Genomic DNA, 18,303 nt, shown 5'->3' on the forward strand with positions numbered 1-18,303 from the left:
ATTTTAGCAAGGGATATACTATGAAAATGACAGGCGCAAGGATATTTATTGAATCGCTTAAGAAGCAGGGTGTCGAGGTTATGTTCGGCTATCCTGGCGGGGTAGTGCTGCCTATTTTTGACGCACTCTATGACAGCGATATCAAATTTATATTAACAAGACACGAGCAGGGCGCAGCGCATGCAGCAGATGGCTATGCACGCGCTACTGGAAAAGTCGGAGTCTGTCTCGCCACCTCTGGTCCTGGCGCGACAAATCTTGTCACAGGCCTTGCAACAGCTAACATGGATTCTGTGCCAGTAGTAGCCTTTACAGGCCAGGTCAAGACCTCTCTCATAGGAAACGACGCGTTTCAGGAAGTAGATGTCAGCGGCATAACGCGACCTATCTCAAAACACAACTACCTTGTAAAGGATGTCAAGAATCTGACGACTGTCATAAAGAACGCGTTTCACATAGCATCAACTGGCAGGCCAGGCGTAGTGGTCGTGGATCTACCAGTCGACGTTCAAATACAGGAGACAGATTTTCAATATCCTGAGAAGGCAGAGATAAGAGGCTATAAGCCGACGTGCAAAGGCCATATCGGGCAGATAAAAAAGGCCTGTAAGCTGATCGCGAATAGCAAAAAACCTCTCCTATATGTTGGCGGCGGGGTGATCATCTCAGGCGCAGCAGATAATCTGGCAGAGTTTGTCAAAAAAACAAGCATACCTGTTACAATGACACTCATGGGTCTGGGCGCGTTTCCCGGCACTCACAAACTTTCTCTTGGCATGCTCGGTATGCACGGCACTGCGTACGCGAATCACGCTGTACAGGACTCTGACCTTTTAATAGCAGTGGGCGCCCGGTTCGACGACAGGGTCACTGGCAAGATCGATGAATTCGCGCCGCACGCAAAAATAATACACATCGACATAGACCCGTGCGCAATAAGTAAGAATGTAAAGGTGGACATACCTATTGTGGGTGACGCGAATAGTGTGCTGGCAGATTTCAATAAATATATAAAGGAACCAGATATCTCCAAATGGCACAAACAGATCGAGTCATGGAAGGAAAAATTTCCGCTAAGCTATAAGAATGATTCAAAGCTCAGGCCGCAATATGTCGTGGAAGAGATCTATAATATTACAAAAGGCAAGGCTATTATTGCTACTGAAGTCGGGCAGAATCAGATGTGGGCCGCGCAATTTTATAAATATGAGAGACCCAGGCAGTTTATTTCAAGTGGTGGCCTTGGCACAATGGGCTATGGCTTCCCAGCCGCAATAGGCGCGCAGATGGGCTGTCCCAAGAAGACGGTCTTTGACATCGCTGGCGACGGCAGTATCCAGATGAATATACAGGAGCTTACAACAGCAGTAGCGAATAAGCTGCCTGTTAAGATCGCTATATTGAATAATGGTTGTCTGGGTATGGTCAGACAGTGGCAGGAACTTTTTTACAAGAGAAGATATTCACATACTATATTGGAATCATGCCCTGATTTTGTGAAACTCGCGGAGGCGTATGGCGCAGCTGGCATGAGGATCACCAAAAAGTCAGAGGTCAAAAAGGCAATAAAAAAGGCATTGGACATAAAGGGCCCTGTTCTCATGGATTTTCGTGTTGAGCCAGAGGAGAATGTATTTCCAATGGTCCCAGCAGGACAACCTATTAACAAGATGATAGGAGCGCTCGCGTAATATGAAAAAAACCATTTCTGTTTTAGTTGAAAATCACTTTGGTGTTTTAACACATGTATCTGGACTTTTTAGCGCGCGTGGATTTAATATCAATAGCCTTGCTGTGGGAGAGACAGAGGACCCGTCTATCTCGAGGATGACCATTGTTGTGGACGGGGATGAAAAGACACTGGAGCAGGTCAAGAAGCAGCTCAATAGGCTCATAGATACTATAAAGATAATCGATCTTACAGAAGAGGATTTTATAGACAGGGAACTACTGCTTGTGAAGGTCAAGATGGATTCCAAGAATCGCTCTGAGATCTTGCAGATAGCAAACACATTTCAGGCAAAGATAGATGACGCAAAGAAAGACACGGCTGTTATAGAGGTAACAGGTGATGAGAATAAGATAAAGTCTTTCATAGAAATGATCAGGCCGTTCGGCATCGTTGAAGTAGTGCGCACCGGCCGTATCGCAATGGGGAGGAAATAATCAATGGCAAAGATTTATTATGACAAGGATGCTGACTTAAATGTTTTAAAGGGAAAGAAGATCGCGATCATTGGCTATGGCATTCAGGGTCGTGGTCAGGCATTGAATCTGCGTGACAGCGGGCTTGATGTGATCGTAAGCGAATTAGAAGGAACAGAAAACTACAAGACCGCGCAGGCTGATGGTTTTACGCCAGTTGCCGCGATCGAGGCAGCCAAAGAGGGCGACATCATACAGATACTTACTCAGGACCATGTGCAGGCAAAGGTCTACAAAGAGTCTATAAGACCAAATCTTAAAAAGGGAAAGGCCATGGTTTTTTCTCATGGCTTTAACATACATTTTAAGCAGATCAAGCCGCCAAAAAAGGTAGACGTATTTATGGTGGCGCCCAAAGGTCCTGGCGCGCTCGTAAGGCAGATGTATGAAGAGGGAAAAGGTGTTCCGTGTCTAGTGGCTGTATTCCAGGATGCAAGCGGTGACGCGCTTAAACAGGGTCTTGCATATGCAAAAGGCATAGGCGGCACAAGGGCAGGCGTTATCGAGACTACATTTGAGGAAGAGACAGAGACAGATCTTTTTGGCGAGCAGGTTGTGCTGTGCGGCGGTACCACTGAGCTTATCAAGGCAGGCTTTGATACATTGATAGAAGCTGGTTACCAGCCAGAGATAGCATATTTTGAATGCCTGCATGAATTGAAATTGATCACAGACCTAATTTACGCGACAGGCATTCAGGGCATGCGCAAACGAGTTTCAGATACAGCAGAATACGGGGATGTTACGCGAGGCAAGCGCATTATAACTGAGAGAACGCGCAAGGAAATGAAAAAGATCCTGAAACAGGTGCAGTCGGGCAGATTTGCCAGAGAGTGGATCAAGGAAAATGAAAACGGCAGGCCTGAATTCACTAAATTAAGAAAAGCAGACGACACCCATCCTGTTGAGGTAATTGGCAAGAAACTCCGCGGGATGATGGACTGGATTAAATAGGGACAAGTGACAAGAGACAAGGGACAAGGGTAGATGAAGAAAATCATTATTTTTGACACGACTTTAAGGGATGGCGAGCAGTCGCCTGGCGCTAGTTTGGACATAAAGGCAAAGATAGAGATCGCCAAACAGCTTGCGCGTCTTGGCGTTGACGTGATCGAGGCAGGATTTCCTGTTGCTTCAACTGGTGATTTCCAGGCAGTGAGCGAAGTCGCCTCTCTAGTCAAAGGCCCGTCCATATGCGGCCTTGCCAGAGCAAAAAAAGAGGACATAGACCGCTGCAGAGACGCGCTTAAGAACGCAGGCCGTTCGCGAATCCACGTATTTTTGGCCACTTCAAAGATCCACATGCAGTATAAATTAAAAAAGGCAGAGTCAGAGATATTGAAACAGGCAGGAGAATTCGTAAAATATGCCCGCAAATTTTCTGATGATATTGAATTTTCTCCAGAGGATGCCTCGCGCTCAGAAGTGGATTTTCTGTGCCGCGTCGTCGAGACAGTGATAAAAGCCGGCGCAAAGACAGTGAACATACCTGATACTGTCGGGTATGCAATACCAGCCGAATTCGGTAATCTCATAAAGACCATAAAAACAAAGGTCCCGAATTCAAACAAGGCGATAATAAGTGTACATTGTCATAATGATCTTGGGCTTGGTGTCAGTAATTCTCTCGTGGCGATTCAAAATGGAGCAGAGCAGATCGAATGCACGATAAACGGGCTTGGCGAACGCGCAGGCAATGCGTCACTAGAAGAAATAGTGATGACGCTTAAGACCAGGCAGGATATTTTTAAATGTACTACATCTATAAATACAGTCGAGCTTTACAATGCTAGCCGTCTTGTAAGCAAGCTCACAGGCATTGTTGTTCAGCCAAACAAGGCAATAGTTGGCCGCAATGCATTCAGTCACGAGGCAGGCATTCACCAGGACGGGATCCTGAAAAAGCGTACCACCTACGAGATCATGAAACCTGAGGACGTGGGTTTTGGTGCTACGCGGCTTGTATTGGGAAAACATTCTGGAAAGCATGCGTTCAGTGAGAGATTGAAAAAAATAGGAGTTGAATTAGAAAAAGAGGATCTGGTAAAGGCGTTCCAGCGTTTTAAGGATCTTGCAGATAAGAAAAAAGAGGTGTTTGACGAGGATCTCCTGGCAATAGTAGAGGACGAGATCATCTCTATACCTGAGACCTATAAGATAACAGGATTTGAATATAAAAGCGGTAAGACCATTGAACCGCATGCTACAGTAGAGATCGTAAAATCCGGCGTTACAAAGAAACAATCTTCTTCAGGAGACGGGCCTGTGGACGCGTGCTACAAGGCCATTGAAAAGATAACAGGCGTAAAACTAGAATTGCTGGATTATTCCTTAAAGGCTGCGACAGGCGGCAAGGACGCGCTGGGAGAAGTTTCTGTAAGAGCAAGATCATCAAAAGGCATCGAGGTATCTGGCCGGGGCGCATCTACTGACATAGTAGAGGCAAGCGCCAAGGCCTACGTAAACGCGGTAAACAAAGTACTCTTTACCAAGACACGCAAAGCCACAGCTGAACTGTGAAATCGCGGAACCTACGCAGAAGCTCAACTTTACACTTGAGCAAGGCTAAAGAAGTAGCCCAGGTTTAAACCTGGGCTACTTCTTATACGAGATGGACACATACGGCATAATAGGTTATCCAGTAAAACATAGTTTATCTCCAGCAATGCACAATGCTGCGTTCAAAAAACTCGGCATCGACGCAGAATACCGCAAATTCGAAGTAAAACCCACCGAGCTGGAAGGTTTCTTGCTTGGAAATATTTCAGTTAAAGATACAGATGGAAATCCTATACATGCTGGACAAGTAAAGGGGTTTAACATAACTATTCCGCATAAGGTAAAAGCGAAAGAAATATTAGAGAAGAAATTTCCTAACGCTTCATCTGATTCTGATATTGCTTTATCAGGAGCAGTTAATACAGTTAAAAGAGTTGGAGATAAACTTGAATACAGAAATACAGATGTTTCAGGTTTTGGCGAATCTCTTGATAAAGATTTAAAATTTGGAGCATCAGAGCGTAAAGGAAGTAGCGTATTCATATTAGGATGCGGAGGAGTTGCTAGAGCAATTATAGCGGATTTAGAGAATTCTCATGTTCGTAAGATATATGTTTATGATATAGATAAGAATGCCGTAGATTCGGCAGAGAATCATTTTTCAGGTCTTTCAGGTAAGCTTGAATTTGTTCGTCAGCAAAAGGAAATAAATAACAAGATAAAAGATTGTAAATTATTAGTCAATGCTACACCTATAGGCATGGAACAAGACGATGAGTCTCCTATAGACAAGAAATTGCTTCATAAAGATTTATATGTTTATGACGTTGTTTACAATAGACAGACTCAGCTTGTAAAGGACGCATTTGCATCAGGGGCTAAGGCTGTAACAGGAGAAGGCATGCTTGCTTGGCAAGGAGTATTAGCTTTTTTCTGCTGGATAGATAGATGTAAGCCTGTTGATGATGTTATAGGGGTAATGAGGCAGGCATTGGATAATGCCTTAGAAAGGTAAGCTTTGCACTCCCCAGACCAGTAGGGCGAGAGGCATCGTTGGGCCGAGCGGGCACGGTGCCTAACCTGACACTTTAAGTATGACTTAAAGTGTCAGGTTAGGCGAGCGAGGAACAACAATGAGAAAAAATTTCCTCGCTGGGGAAATTTTTGCGCCCTCTCGACCTACTGGTCTGGGGAGTGCAGACATTTGATATGATACATTTAGTCGTTTTTATCTTTGGTTCAATGATCGGGAGTTTTTTGAATGTGTGCATATACAGGATACCTAGGGAGGAGTCTATTGTTTCTCCTGGTTCAAGGTGTACCTCCTGCGAAAAGCCAATACTGTGGTATGATAATATCCCTTTATTAAGCTATGTTATTTTAATTGGCAAGTGCAGGCATTGCAAAAAAAGAATATCCTTTCGCTATTTCGCAGTTGAACTCATAAGCGCACTCGCGTTCTTAACACTGTTTTATTATTTTGGATTAACCGCGAAGTTCTGGATCTATAGCCTGGTGACATTCGCTCTTATCGTAACGACATTTGTCGACCTGGAATTCCAGATCATACCTGACAGGATCAGTCTTGGCGGCCTGGTCTTAGGAATCATTTTAAGTATCTTAATACCGCAGCTTCATAATAGTCTTACATGGGAAACAGGATTTATGAAATCTCTATTGGGTATGTTTGCGGGCGGCGGACTCATATATCTTACAGGTTATGTCGGCCAGATCATATTCAAGAAAGAGAGCATGGGCGGAGGAGATGTAAAACTTATGGCTATGCTGGGCGCTTTTCTGGGTTGGAAAATGGCAATACTCATATTTTTTCTCGCGCCATTTTTCGGCACACCCGCGGGCCTGTATTTGAAATTTAAGAAAAAACAGGATATAATTCCCTATGGGCCCTATATAGCGTTGGCCAGCTTTGTCGCAATGATCTGGGGCCGCAAAATATTGAATATGTTATTTTTTTATTAAATGAGGACATGACTTACGAAAATCAAAGATTTTCGTAAGTCATGTGTCCGAATTTAACCCCACACCCAGTTACTTCGAAGTGTTGCTTTGGTGTATCTGGGTGTGGGGTCCAATTCGTACAATCAAAGTAGTTGTTCAAGGGAGATTGGTTTACGAAAATCAGAGATTTTCGTAAACCAAGTACTCATTGGAGGTGCAAGATGCTAAGATTTTTAACTGCTGGTGAATCACATGGTGAAGCGCTTGTTGGTATTTTAGAAGGCATGCCTAGTGGGCTAAAGGTAGACAAGGTCTTTATAGATAACGAACTCAAACGTCGTCAACAGGGCCATGGACGTGGTAACAGGATGAAGATAGAGAATGACCACGCAAAGATCCTGTCCGGATTAAAAACTAGCCTCACTATTGGCAGCCCCATAGCCATTCTCATAGAAAATAAGGATTGTTCAATAGATAAACTGCCTGATGTAAAAAATGTGCGGCCTGGCCATGCAGACCTTGTAGGGATTTTAAAATATGGTTTCAAAGACGCCCGTCCTGTGCTTGAACGCTCATCTGCCAGAGAAACAGCCATGCGTGTTGCAATAGGTGCAATCTGTAAACTGCTTTTGCAGGGATTCAAGATACGCCTGTCAAGCCACGTCACAATGATAGGCGGCGCTGAGTCAAAAGATAAGATGAAAGAAAGAATAGATAGCGCAACTGCTAAAAAGGATACGCTCGGCGGGCAATTCGAGGTTGTAATAAAAGACGTGCCAGTAGGCCTGGGCAGCTACGCGCATAGTGACAGGCGGTTAGATGCAAGGCTCGCCGCAGCCATCATGTCCATCCCAGCTATCAAGGCAGTTGAAATCGGCAGCGGCATTGAATCCGCGAAAAAACTCGGCTCAAACGTGCACGACGAGATATTTTACTCCAAGGCAAAAGGCATTTACAGAAAGACAAACAATGCCGGAGGCATTGAAGGCGGCGTATCAAATGGCGAAGACATAATCGTGCGCGGCTACATGAAGCCCATAAGCACCTTGATGAAAGGGCTAAACACAATAGATATCTCTACAAAAGAAGCAGTAAAGGCAGCCACAGAGCGTTCTGATGTATGCGCTGTTCCCGCGGCAGGAGTAATAGGTGAATCAGTTGCTGCATTCGTAATAGCTAATGCCTTGCTTGAAAAATTCGGCGGGGATAGTGTTCTAGAAATAAAAAGGAATTACGAGGGATATTTATCCAGCCTAAAATCTTAAGGTAAGGGACGTACTCACGTAGTCAGTGTCGAGTGCGTGAATCCTATCTGTGTGACGCCAGCCAATTCCAACTGAAAATAAATCAACAGGCGCGTAGAGTATTTCAGCTATTGACTCACAATATTCATCCCTTCCTTTTTCAAGATTAATCGAGTATTCTTCAAAGAGACGCAAGGAAAATACTTCTAAAAAAGGTACTTCCAGTCCGACTTTTGTAGTCGTATCAAAGGAATAACTGTCTGCATCAAAGACCAGATAATCTAACATCTCGCCAGATATGAATTGAAAGGATTGACCTACATAAAAATAGTCTGAAAAAGATTTCCCTATCTCTAATCCAGATAAGAGCTTTTCCCATTCGTCTGTTTCCATGTTCCACTGCGCTTCTCCAAAAAACGAAAGCTCTGTATCAGACGAATCCAATTTTTTATGAATGGAAAGCCGCTCCATGGCAATGTCGCCGTCATCCCTTCTTACATCCACGAGATAGTCAGTTCTACTCTCTACCTCGACGCTAAATCCAGGATTCGCAAACAGCACCAACATTAATAATACCAGAATTATCTTCATATTTTTGTAAAGCATATCATATAACATCATGACATTCAACTATTAAGTTAACTTTACATTTAAGGTCTTGCTTCAAATGTAAAGTTATGTTATAAGTTTAATATGAAGAATGTTGTGCTGGTTGGATTTATGGGGACTGGGAAGACTGTGGTGGCAAAGAGGCTTGCGGAGAAGCTGAAGAGGGAATTTCTGGAGCTGGATGCGATCATTGAGAAGAGAGAGGGCATGTCCATTAAGGATATATTCGAGAAAAAGGGTGAGCCATACTTCAGGGAGCTTGAGAAAGAGGTCGTGAAAGCATCGAGCCAGAAACAAGACCTTGTAATATCTGCAGGCGGCGGCGCAATAATAGATGAAGAGAATTTCAATACCCTTAAGCCAAATAGCATTATAATCTGCCTCCAGGCCTCACCTGACACAATAATGCAGCGTACAAAAGGCAATGTCTGCCGCCCACTCCTAAACGTGTCAGACCCAAAGAAGAGAATAGAAGAGCTCCTAGCAAAACGAGCCCCCTATTACAAAAAAGCAAACCACTGCGTCCCCACTGACAACCTCACCATAGACCAGGTAGTCGACCAGATCTCAAAACTCCTTGCATAGCCCCTATTTATATGCTATAATTACATAAGAATCAATAGACTGCTAACAAGCCTTAATAAAGGGCTATTTTTTGTCTGGATTATGATTATGTTTAAAAAAGGGTATAATGTGAAGATAATATTTATAGCAATAGGCCTAACTTTATTGCTTAATGGCATATGTTTTGCCCTGCGTATACCAATCGATCCAGAAAATATAGAGAAACGTTTTAAGGGATTTAAGAATTTAAAAGCAGAAGCTGCATTCGAAACATAGGATTTTCTGGAAGGCGTGAACTAGGAATTGCAAGGGCGATTGATCAGACAGAGATGGGGCTAGATGACGATGTTTTAATTGTAGGTCAAGGAGGTACGATTTATTTACCAATGGCTTGTGCTGTTAGAGCGAAAAGAGTAGACATAGTCCAGCCTGATAGATCCGAGAATGTTAAGCAGCGTAAACATTTGAAAGATAAATTTGATCATATGAGAATTTTTGAGGCTGGAACATTGCAAGCTTATTTAGTCAATAAGATTGATATCGATAGCTATAGAGGCTTAATTGAAAATGTAAGAGTTCCCAAAGGACATTATCGTTATGTGTTTATACCTGCTGTTTTGGATTATCTTAATCGTTTTGCACGTAGTAAAAAGGAAAAACTTGTCAAAGCTATTTTATCTACTCTTAAAGACGATGCAGTCGTACTCATATCTACACTAAGCGGAAATACGAAAATTACAGTGAAGCAGGAAGCTGATTTTTTTCAAGAATATGCAAAGAGTCATGGTTATGAGATTACAGGAAGAAGAGCGCTGAGGCCTGTTCATACTTTAGGCGGAAGCCCTACTATCGAGCTTAAGATAAGTCGAGAGACAAGGCATGATGCAGTCAAAAAAATTGCAGAAGAAGTTTTGGGAGATATCGAGAGAATGTGGCATAGGATGGTAAAAGATCAGGAGTTAATTTTTGAAATAGTTAGCGATAGGGATTTATTTGAGTCCATTCCAACAGATTTAAGGAAAGATATTCCTTATGCAGCGTTGCATCAAGTAGGCCTAAATATTACTTTAATTTATGGAGATCTCCAGTATCTGATGGAAAAAGGGCAACCATATGTGATTGAGAAGATGTATAAGAGCTTGTTGCTAATCGAACCAGATTTAAAGACGATGATAAAACTTAATCGAGATGAGATGATAGAGGTCTTAAACCGAGGTTTAAGACTTAAACTAGGAACGCTCAGTAATAAAAAAGATGATATTGGTCCTATTGATGAATTAGCGCGTCAAACTATTCAGGCTGTTTTGGATGGAATAGAGGTAGAAGAAGATAAGCTATTAGGGATTCGAGATGTTCTTCCAGAAACCATCAAAATTATTACTGAGCTCAGAAGAATGATTACTGAAGAAAAATTAATCATTAAAATAGAAGAAGATGAGTTTGTGATTCTGAAGGAGCTGTATACTAATGTGTATAAGGCTGATGATTCAAAAAGACAAAAGAAAGTAGTGCTTAAGTTTCAAGGAGATAGAAATAGCTCAGTATACGAAAAAGCCTTCTTCGAGCTAGTTCCTCCTCATGATAATATAGTTAAAGGATATGCTTTAGAAGATGAATCAGGAAAGATCTTGATTGTACAAGATTTTATTGAAGGCAAGACATTAGAAGACTATAGTGATTTAGAAGGGGTGGATCATAAACGTTATTATAAGGAGTTATTCCCGATATTATTAGAGAAATTTGTAGAAGCAGTTAACGCGGAAAAACACGTATTAAAGAATGACCAAAGGATGTTTTATCATGAATTTGATTTAGATCATATCATTATCGATGAAACTAGGGCAGGAAAACCTATCCTGATAGACTTTAATGAGCCCGCTCCTAGGCAAATTGAGAAAAAAGTTATTTCAAATATTGGAAACTCATTATGTAAGTTAGTTATGGCGCAGTTATACAGCGATGACGAAGATGATCTTTCTGAATATGGTATAGATGATGACGATCTTAATAAGGATGATTATGCTGTTAACGCAAAAAAAATCTGTCCATATGTTTCTGATGAACTAAACCAGATACTAATGAGATTTGCAGCGAGTAGTACTAATCCTTATGAAGATATAGATGAATTAATCAATGATCTTGAAGTTGTGCTAGACTATCTCAAATCACAATTTTCTCCATCCGAGAGTATCGAGTCTTTGTTGAATAACGGTAATCTCGAGACCTTGAGAAAGCAGTTATAAAGCCCTGGATATAAAGCCCTGGAGACGTCTACCAAGTTGTTCGGGAAGCTGTCTTCAAATCAATCGGGAAACTGTCTGTAGTGTGGGTGGTTATTTTTAAGACTATGACATTGTTTAAGAAAAAGTATAATTCAGGGATTAAGGGAGCATTGTCGACTTTTGTAGTGCTGTTTTTGCTTGCAGGATCTTTGCGCGCGGATGATTTTCTTAGAGTGAGAATAGATGACTCTACGCATACCCGTATACGTGAAATGTGTGGGATGTACTATAGTTTGGAGTCAACTGTAACAACACAAGTTGCTTTAATGGAGATAGGGAAAATTGAACAGATAGGAAGGCAGACAATCCCGTTCTATGAAAGTAAATACCAGAAGCCACTATTTGTTACTACGATGGTCGCAAGAGATTTTATAAATGACGGTAGGGCTGTTGGCGGCTATAAAAATCGAGATAAAAGTATCAAAGGGCTTTCGTTTGTTTTGGTGGCCACTGATCTTGCTGTATCTGAGGTAATAGGTTTTGAGCTCAACCCTAAAATCAGAGTTGGGCCAAAAGGCGAATTACATGCCAAGGTGAAATTGGGGCATGATTTGCATATTGAACCTAATGAGAATATTTTAAATGCATTGGCCGAATATAAGAAAATAATCAGAGATGAATTCAAATCCACTTCTAAAATAGAATTATTTTTCAAGACAAAAAATATGAAAAAGACTGAAAAATTTAATATCTATCAAGCGCTCGCAAAGGTAATAAAGAAAGGCGATGAAATAGAAATATTTCTAAAACCTTCAACTGATATCCCAGATTATGTAACACTATTTGTTATGAAAAACCTTATCAAAGTCTTTGAGTCAGAAGATTATGCTTTAGGTACTAGTGGCAAAGGCATCAAAGACAGCGCTTCTGAGTTAAAGCAGATGATCTGGTATTTTAAAAAATTTAATTTTAAATCCCAGCATGAACTTTTATCAATTTTATCAATTCGAGAATTTGCAAAGGGGCTACTTGAAAAAGATTTACCAGAACTCAAGAAGGCATATGTAGAATATTTCGAACATTATTCTAATAATACTAAGGATGTAAAAACTAAGGAGGAGGATTTTAGGATTAAATATAGGATTGCTCGTGAGAAAATTCTAAGCTTTTTCGGAAATCATAAATTTAATATAGATAATGATGCTGAGTGTTACTTGAATGAGAGCCTTAAATTTCCACTTCATGTCATAGGTTTATATTTAGCAAATTTGCCGCGTAAGTGGGGATTTAAAAAAAATAGATTAACAAAATCAATAAAAGAAAAGTTTGAAGATATAAAGGAAGGAATCAAGGAGTTTGAAATAAATCTTTCTATTCTATCTACCATAGAAAATATCCCAGTCGGACTAGATAATTATAAAGACTTTCTTGCGCATTGTAGATCTGCGCAAGTAAACATGTAACAAGCCCTCCTAAAAAAATCTAAAAAAAATTGAACCCCATTCCAAATTCTGAGTGATGCGCGATTTATTTTTTGGAACTACTTGCGTGCAATTCTAATGGATTACTTGGTGATCTTTAAGAATTTGGAACGGGGCACGCCCCATTCCAAATTCTGAGTGATGCGCGATTTATTTTTTGGAACTACTTGCGTGCAATTCTAATGGATTACTTGGTGATCTTTAAGAATTTGGAACGGGGCACGCCCCACAGCCCTAAAAAAAATTGAAAGAAAATAAGGCACTTGATGTGTCTTATATGTATGAGGGCACGGATTATGTGTATTGGTCAAAGTATACTTTTTCTTACTTTTACTTTACAAAGCATACCTTTCATGGTATACTCATATTGGAGGTGGTAAACTATGAAGGGTGTATTTTCAATAAAAATCGAGAAGTCTCTGATTCACATGATCAAAGATTTTTGTCATTCTCACGGACTTAAACAAGGTTTTTTCGTAGAAAAGGCCCTGCGGGAGCAGCTTCAGCGCGAGGAGATGATAGAGGACATGATCGATTTTAAAAAGCTGCGTCTTGATGAGAAGTCCGCAATAGATTTCGATGACTATCTCAAGAAGCGAAAGGCATGAAATATAAATTAAAGATTATCCCTAAGGCTCAAAAAGACCTTGATGATATGATAGGTAAAGATTTTGATTTTATCAAAAGAAGGATCCTATTCTTATCAGATAATCCCAGACCTTTTGGATCTAAGAAACTCACAAATGAACAAGGCTATAGAGTCAGAGTGGGAAATTTCAGAATATTATATCGTATCAATGACTCCTTAAAAGAGGTTATCATCTACAGAGTAAAGCATAGAAAAGACGTTTATCGTTAGTCATCTTTCAAGCCCCCCTAAAAAAATCTAAAATATTTGAAAGAAAGTGGGGTAGTTAATGTGTCTTATATATAAGGAGAGGAACCCCTATTGACATTACGTACGTAATATGGTACGCTTTAAGTAGAGGGGGGGGGTGATTGATATGACGACGCTTACTGCTAGTGAAGCTAGGGCTAATCTGTATAAACTGCTGGATAAATCAGCTGAGTCGCATGAGCCTATTCAGATATCAGGTAAAAGGCATAATGCTATCCTTATATCAGAAGAGGATTGGCGAGCGATTCAGGAGACCCTGTATCTTCTCTCGATACCGGGCATGAGGGAGTCTGTTCGCAAGGGACTGAAGACTCCTATTAAGAAGTGCAGCAAAAAATTAAAATGGTAGAGTGGAAACTTGTTTATATAAAACAGGCTCAGAAAGATGCCAAGAAACTTTCTAAGGCAGGCCTGCGGCCAAAGGCCGAGGCTGTACTCGAGATCCTAAAACATAATCCATTCCAGACCCATCCTCCTTTTGAAAAATTAGTAGGTGATTTAAAAGGCGCTTATTCCCGCAGGATAAACATTCACCATCGCATTATTTATCAGGTGATAAAGCGATACAAAGTAGTGAAGGTCATTCGCATGTGGACTCATTATGAATGATGCAGAAAGATTCCTTATCCTTAACATGATCGAGGACTTGGGGAGTATTAGGACGCAGGCGCTCTTAGAGTGTTTTGGGTCGGCAGGGAAGATCTTTAAGGCTGGGCAAAAGGATCTTGAGGGAGTAGGGGGAATTGGCTCTAAGATCGCGCCTAAGATATGGCATGGTATAAGAGAAATAGATGTGTCTAATGAGTTGGAGCTAATCAAAAAGAACAATATAAAGATTATAACCCTATTAGACAAGGACTATCCTAAGAACCTTAAGAATATCTATGACCCGCCAGTGGTTCTATATGTGATGGGCGAGATCATTTCTGAGGATGATCTGGCAGTGGCGATAGTTGGGTCGCGGCGCGCATCTTTTTACGGCATGAAGACTGCTGAGAGGCTTGGATTTGAGTTAGCCGCGAGAGGCGTTACAGTTGTCTCAGGCCTGGCAAGAGGTATTGATTCAAGTTCACATAAAGGCGCTTTAAAGGCAAAAGGCCGCACACTCGCGATCCTGGGCTCAGGCCTTATAAATATATATCCTGAAGAGCATAGGATTCTCGCGGAAGAGATCTCAGAGAATGGCGCTGTGATCTCTGAATACCCAATGCTTACAATTCCTGACAAGGGCAATTTCCCAAAGAGGAACAGGATCATAAATGGCTTTTCCAAGGGAGTAGTCGTAGTAGAGGCAGCCGAGCGCAGCGGCGCGCTCATTACAGCTGATTGCGCGCTGCAGGAAGGCAGGGAGGTCTTTGCTGTCCCTGGCAAAGTAGACTCAAATACCTCAAAAGGTACTAATAAACTGATCAAACAAGGCGCAAAACTCGCTGAAACCGTAGAGGATATACTCGAGGAATTGAACCTATCCGACCGCGTAGGTCGAATAGGTATATATAATAATAAAGAATATTTATCTCCTAGATTGGACAAATGCGAGAGTTTGGTGTATAATCTTTTAACCAGCGAACCTCAGCATATAGATGAGCTATCTTGCGCGCTCAAGCTGAGAGTGAGCGAGATATCGAGTATTTTATTGAATCTCGAGATAAAGAAGTTCGCAAGACAGCTACCAGGAAAGAATTTTGTAAAGGAGAATTAAATGCCTAAATCACTTGTAATAGTTGAATCACCTGCCAAGGCAAATACTATAAATAAGATACTGGGCAAGGACTATGTAGTGCGTTCTTCAATGGGCCACATCGTAGATCTGCCAAGCTCTAAGATGGGCATAGACGTGGAGGATGATTTCAAGGCCCAGTATGTCACGATACCCAGGAAGAAAAAGCAGGCCGCTGCCTTAAAAAAGGAAGCAAAGGGCATGGAAAAGATATTTCTCGCAACTGATCCTGATAGAGAGGGCGAGGCCATAAGCTGGCATCTTTGTAATCTCTTTGGGAAGAAGAAAAATATATACAGGATAGCGTTTCACGAGATCACAAAGGACGCGATTAAAGAAGCGTTCAAGCATCCTGGGAAGATCGACATTGATAAGGTTAACGCGCAGCAGGCAAGAAGGATGTTAGACAGACTTGTTGGGTATAGCATCAGTCCGCTTCTCTGGAGAAAGGTCGGAAGAGGGCTTTCAGCAGGAAGGGTGCAGTCAGTGGCTGTAAGGATGATCGTTGAAAGAGAGAATGAGATAAGGGCTTTTGTGTCGCAGGAATATTGGGACGTGGAGGCAGAGCTGGAAAAATCAAAGGTGCCAGATTCGAAATTCACTGCAAAGCTCGATAAGGTAGATGGAAAAAAGATAAAACTTTCAAAACAGCCTGAAGCAGAAAAGATAGTCGCTGATTTAAAGAAAGAGGATTTTGTTGTCTCAGATGTGCAGAAAAAGCAGAAGAAAAAATACGCGCAGCCGCCTTTTACCACATCAAAGCTCCAGCAGGACGCGTTTTACAAATTACGTTTTCCCGCGTCAAAGACCATGAGTATCGCGCAGCAGCTGTATGAAGGCCTGAATATAGGCGAGGAAGCCAATGAGGGCCTTATCACATATATGCGAACTGATGCTGTGAGGCTATCAAAGGATTCCACAGAGGCTGCAAAGAGTTATATAACTAAAAAATACGGCAAGGACTATATACCTGCCACGCCTAATAAATTTAAATCAAAGAAGGGCGCGCAAGAGGCGCACGAGGCCATAAGGCCGACATTGCCATTACGCGAACCAGAGAGCGTAAAGAGTTACTTGAGCCAGGATCAGTACAAGCTTTATACGCTTATATGGAATCGTTTTGTATCCAGCCAGATGTCTCCCGCGGTATTTTCAGTGATGAGCGTGGAGATAAAAGCAGGCCGATGTATCTTTAAAGCACAGGGATCGCAGAAGATCTTTTCTGGTTTTAGCGTTGTCTATGAAGTGGCAGAGGAAAAAGAAAACAATAATAAGGGAGAAAAGATCCTACCAGCTTTAGAGGCCAATGAAAAACTCGTTCTTATAAAACTAGACCCCAGCCAGCATTTTACAAAACCTCCAGCGAGATTTTCAGACGCGTCCCTGGTAAAGGCTCTGGAAGATCACGGCATAGGAAGACCAAGCACTTACGCGCCTATTCTTTATACAGTGGTTGCCAGGAATTATGTAAAACGGAAAGAGGGGTATTTTCATCCATCTGAATTAGGTATGGTAGTGACTGATCTTTTAATGAAGAATTTTGCGGATATCCTGGATTATAAATTTACAGCAAAGATGGAAGAAGAGCTGGATGAGATCGAGGAAGGCAAGAAGCAGAAATTAGAGATCATGAAGGCTTTTTACGGGCCTTTTGAGAAAGATCTTGCGTATGCGAAGGTAAACATGAGAAAGGTCAAGGGTGAATCTGTTCCCACTTCTGAGATCTGTGAAAAATGCGGAAAGCCAATGGTAATAAAATGGGGCAGGCTTGGCAGGTTCCTCAGCTGTTCTGATTTTCCAAACTGTAGATTCGCAAGGCCGATCCCGACAAGCGTGACTTGCCCGGAATCAGGCTGCGGCGGCAGGCTTATTGAAAGGCGTTCTAAGCGTGGCCGGCATTTCTATGGCTGCTCAAACTATCCAAAGTGCAGATTTATGACGCGCAGGCTGCCCTCACCCTAATCCTTTCCCACTGTAGCCCAGGTTTAAACCTGGGCTACAGTGGGAAAGGGAATAAAGTTTATATGCTAGAGCGGTATATCCAGAAGTTCATGACCTATCTAAGGATCGAGAAGAATGCCTCGCAGCATACCATTACGAACTATCAGATAGACCTCAAGGAGTTTGACGGATCGATCAAGGAAAAAGCGCTGGAGAAGATCTCACATGTGGATGTAAGGCTTTTTCTGGCGCGCATGAAGGAGAAGAGTTTTTCAAAAAGGTCTGTTGCCAGGAAGATGGCGTGCTTGAGGAGTTTTTTTAGATTCCTATGCAGGGAGGGATATATCAAGGCAAATCCTGCCACAGGTCTTCAGACGCCAAAGCTGGAAAAAAGGCTCCCGATTTTTTTAGATATAGACCAGGTGGTAATGCTTATTGAGTCGCCTGATACCTCTGATGTGTATGGAGTAAGGGACAGGGCGATACTCGAGACACTTTACTCTAGCGGAATACGCGTGAGCGAACTCGTAAGCCTTAATAGAGACAGGGTGGATTTTATAAGTGGTGTTCTAAAAGTATATGGCAAGGGTAAGAAAGAGCGACTCGCGCCAGTGGGTGACAGGGCATTGAGGGCAATGCGGAATTATCTGGAGAAGCTTGGCAGTTCGAGCATAAAGGATAAAAAAGCGGTCTTTGTCAATAAGAGCGGACGCCGCATGAGCGACAGGGCAGTGAGGCGCGTGATAGATAAATATATACGAAAAACAAGTCTTAGCGAAAAGATATCACCGCATTCTCTGAGACATTCTTTCGCGACGCATCTTTTGGACAGGGGCGCGGATCTGAGGTCTGTACAGGAGCTTTTAGGGCACGCGAATCTGTCTACGACGCAGATCTATACGCACGTTACAACAGAGCGTTTAAAGTCGATCTATGACAAGGTGCACCCGCGCGCGTAAAT

19 protein-coding genes are annotated in these 18,303 nt (G+C 42.0%); 18 read left to right on the top strand and 1 reads right to left on the bottom strand.

From position 1 onward, the window contains the following. Positions 1–20 precede the first annotated feature (20 nt). From ilvB to P9L93_06215, 7 genes are all read left to right on the top strand, one after another. Entirely contained in the window at positions 21–1,691 is a 1,671-nt protein-coding gene (gene ilvB, locus P9L93_06185) for a biosynthetic-type acetolactate synthase large subunit (protein MDP8230675.1), read from the top strand. A 1-nt stretch (position 1,692) separates the two neighbouring features. After that, the gene (gene ilvN / locus P9L93_06190; GenBank protein ID MDP8230676.1) at positions 1,693–2,166 is read left to right on the top strand and encodes an acetolactate synthase small subunit; all 474 of its coding nucleotides are present in this window, start codon (positions 1,693–1,695) and stop codon (positions 2,164–2,166) included. A 3-nt stretch (positions 2,167–2,169) separates the two neighbouring features. Then, a complete protein-coding gene (gene ilvC, locus P9L93_06195) occupies positions 2,170–3,159 on the top strand; it encodes a ketol-acid reductoisomerase (protein MDP8230677.1) in 990 nt (329 codons plus the stop codon). A 33-nt stretch (positions 3,160–3,192) separates the two neighbouring features. After that, a complete protein-coding gene (locus P9L93_06200; protein ID MDP8230678.1) occupies positions 3,193–4,725 on the top strand; it encodes a 2-isopropylmalate synthase in 1,533 nt (510 codons plus the stop codon). Between the two features lie 91 nt (positions 4,726–4,816). Beyond that, positions 4,817–5,719 (top strand): shikimate dehydrogenase, encoded by a 903-nt coding sequence (locus tag P9L93_06205; protein ID MDP8230679.1) that lies wholly within the window; start codon positions 4,817–4,819, stop codon positions 5,717–5,719. 194 nt (positions 5,720–5,913) lie between these two features. Then, positions 5,914–6,684, top strand: coding sequence for a prepilin peptidase (locus tag P9L93_06210; protein ID MDP8230680.1), 771 nt, complete (start codon positions 5,914–5,916; stop codon positions 6,682–6,684). Positions 6,685–6,884: 200 nt separating this feature from the next. Continuing rightward, entirely contained in the window at positions 6,885–7,928 is a 1,044-nt protein-coding gene (locus P9L93_06215) for a chorismate synthase (GenBank protein MDP8230681.1), read from the top strand. Here the strand turns inward: P9L93_06215 and P9L93_06220 are convergent. Beyond that, a complete protein-coding gene (locus P9L93_06220; GenBank protein MDP8230682.1) occupies positions 7,917–8,528 on the bottom strand; it encodes a hypothetical protein in 612 nt (203 codons plus the stop codon). The genes P9L93_06215 and P9L93_06220 overlap by 12 nt on opposite strands. A 72-nt stretch (positions 8,529–8,600) precedes the next feature. On the opposite strand from P9L93_06220, the gene P9L93_06225 reads away from it, so the two are divergent. The 11 genes from P9L93_06225 (at position 8,601) to xerC (ending at position 18,301) form a co-directional block, all read left to right on the top strand. After that, positions 8,601–9,101, top strand: coding sequence for a shikimate kinase (locus tag P9L93_06225; GenBank protein ID MDP8230683.1), 501 nt, complete (start codon positions 8,601–8,603; stop codon positions 9,099–9,101). 81 nt (positions 9,102–9,182) lie between these two features. Beyond that, a complete protein-coding gene (locus tag P9L93_06230; protein ID MDP8230684.1) occupies positions 9,183–9,356 on the top strand; it encodes a hypothetical protein in 174 nt (57 codons plus the stop codon). Positions 9,357–9,409: 53 nt separating this feature from the next. Then, entirely contained in the window at positions 9,410–11,323 is a 1,914-nt protein-coding gene (locus P9L93_06235; protein MDP8230685.1) for a hypothetical protein, read from the top strand. A 104-nt stretch (positions 11,324–11,427) separates the two neighbouring features. After that, entirely contained in the window at positions 11,428–12,765 is a 1,338-nt protein-coding gene (locus tag P9L93_06240; protein MDP8230686.1) for a hypothetical protein, read from the top strand. 401 nt (positions 12,766–13,166) lie between these two features. Further along, entirely contained in the window at positions 13,167–13,391 is a 225-nt protein-coding gene (locus P9L93_06245) for a hypothetical protein (GenBank protein MDP8230687.1), read from the top strand. Beyond that, the gene (locus P9L93_06250; GenBank protein MDP8230688.1) at positions 13,388–13,642 is read left to right on the top strand and encodes a type II toxin-antitoxin system RelE/ParE family toxin; all 255 of its coding nucleotides are present in this window, start codon (positions 13,388–13,390) and stop codon (positions 13,640–13,642) included. Before P9L93_06245 ends, P9L93_06250 begins: the two co-directional genes overlap by 4 nt. Positions 13,643–13,787: 145 nt before the next feature. Beyond that, positions 13,788–14,030, top strand: a complete 243-nt coding sequence (locus P9L93_06255) for a type II toxin-antitoxin system Phd/YefM family antitoxin (GenBank protein MDP8230689.1) — start codon at positions 13,788–13,790, stop codon at positions 14,028–14,030. Further along, positions 14,024–14,290 carry a Txe/YoeB family addiction module toxin gene (locus tag P9L93_06260; protein MDP8230690.1) on the top strand — a complete coding sequence of 89 codons (267 nt, stop codon included), beginning with the start codon at positions 14,024–14,026 and terminating at the stop codon, positions 14,288–14,290. Before P9L93_06255 ends, P9L93_06260 begins: the two co-directional genes overlap by 7 nt. Further along, positions 14,283–15,383, top strand: a complete 1,101-nt coding sequence (gene dprA, locus P9L93_06265; protein ID MDP8230691.1) for a DNA-processing protein DprA — start codon at positions 14,283–14,285, stop codon at positions 15,381–15,383. Before P9L93_06260 ends, dprA begins: the two co-directional genes overlap by 8 nt. Further along, positions 15,384–17,363 carry a type I DNA topoisomerase gene (topA, locus tag P9L93_06270; protein MDP8230692.1) on the top strand — a complete coding sequence of 660 codons (1,980 nt, stop codon included), beginning with the start codon at positions 15,384–15,386 and terminating at the stop codon, positions 17,361–17,363. 62 nt (positions 17,364–17,425) lie between these two features. Further along, complete coding sequence (gene xerC, locus P9L93_06275; protein MDP8230693.1) at positions 17,426–18,301, top strand: tyrosine recombinase XerC; 876 nt, start codon at positions 17,426–17,428, stop codon at positions 18,299–18,301. The last annotated feature ends 2 nt before the right edge of the window (positions 18,302–18,303 follow it).

Origin of the sequence: Candidatus Gorgyraea atricola (assembly GCA_030765235.1) — a bacterium.
In the GTDB taxonomy this organism is placed as follows: domain Bacteria; phylum Omnitrophota; class Gorgyraeia; order Gorgyraeales; family Gorgyraeaceae; genus Gorgyraea; species Gorgyraea atricola.

Bases quoted from the DNA above. Each gene is read 5' to 3' on its own strand.
- ilvC (MDP8230677.1), top strand. From the start codon at position 2,170: ATGGCAAAGATTTATTATGACAAGGATGCTGACTTAAATGTTTTAAAG.
- P9L93_06250 (MDP8230688.1), top strand. From the start codon at position 13,388: ATGAAATATAAATTAAAGATTATCCCTAAGGCTCAAAAAGACCTTGAT.
- xerC (MDP8230693.1), top strand. From the start codon at position 17,426: ATGCTAGAGCGGTATATCCAGAAGTTCATGACCTATCTAAGGATCGAG.
- P9L93_06255 (MDP8230689.1), top strand. From the start codon at position 13,788: ATGACGACGCTTACTGCTAGTGAAGCTAGGGCTAATCTGTATAAACTG.
- ilvB (MDP8230675.1), top strand. From the start codon at position 21: ATGAAAATGACAGGCGCAAGGATATTTATTGAATCGCTTAAGAAGCAG.
- topA (MDP8230692.1), top strand. From the start codon at position 15,384: ATGCCTAAATCACTTGTAATAGTTGAATCACCTGCCAAGGCAAATACT.
- P9L93_06240 (MDP8230686.1), top strand. From the start codon at position 11,428: ATGACATTGTTTAAGAAAAAGTATAATTCAGGGATTAAGGGAGCATTG.
- P9L93_06260 (MDP8230690.1), top strand. From the start codon at position 14,024: ATGGTAGAGTGGAAACTTGTTTATATAAAACAGGCTCAGAAAGATGCC.
- P9L93_06210 (MDP8230680.1), top strand. From the start codon at position 5,914: ATGATACATTTAGTCGTTTTTATCTTTGGTTCAATGATCGGGAGTTTT.
- ilvN (MDP8230676.1), top strand. From the start codon at position 1,693: ATGAAAAAAACCATTTCTGTTTTAGTTGAAAATCACTTTGGTGTTTTA.
- P9L93_06200 (MDP8230678.1), top strand. From the start codon at position 3,193: ATGAAGAAAATCATTATTTTTGACACGACTTTAAGGGATGGCGAGCAG.
- P9L93_06205 (MDP8230679.1), top strand. From the start codon at position 4,817: ATGGACACATACGGCATAATAGGTTATCCAGTAAAACATAGTTTATCT.
- P9L93_06245 (MDP8230687.1), top strand. From the start codon at position 13,167: ATGAAGGGTGTATTTTCAATAAAAATCGAGAAGTCTCTGATTCACATG.
- dprA (MDP8230691.1), top strand. From the start codon at position 14,283: ATGAATGATGCAGAAAGATTCCTTATCCTTAACATGATCGAGGACTTG.
- P9L93_06225 (MDP8230683.1), top strand. From the start codon at position 8,601: ATGAAGAATGTTGTGCTGGTTGGATTTATGGGGACTGGGAAGACTGTG.
- P9L93_06235 (MDP8230685.1), top strand. From the start codon at position 9,410: ATGGGGCTAGATGACGATGTTTTAATTGTAGGTCAAGGAGGTACGATT.
- P9L93_06230 (MDP8230684.1), top strand. From the start codon at position 9,183: ATGATTATGTTTAAAAAAGGGTATAATGTGAAGATAATATTTATAGCA.
- P9L93_06215 (MDP8230681.1), top strand. From the start codon at position 6,885: ATGCTAAGATTTTTAACTGCTGGTGAATCACATGGTGAAGCGCTTGTT.
- P9L93_06220 (MDP8230682.1), bottom strand. From the start codon at position 8,528: ATGATGTTATATGATATGCTTTACAAAAATATGAAGATAATTCTGGTA.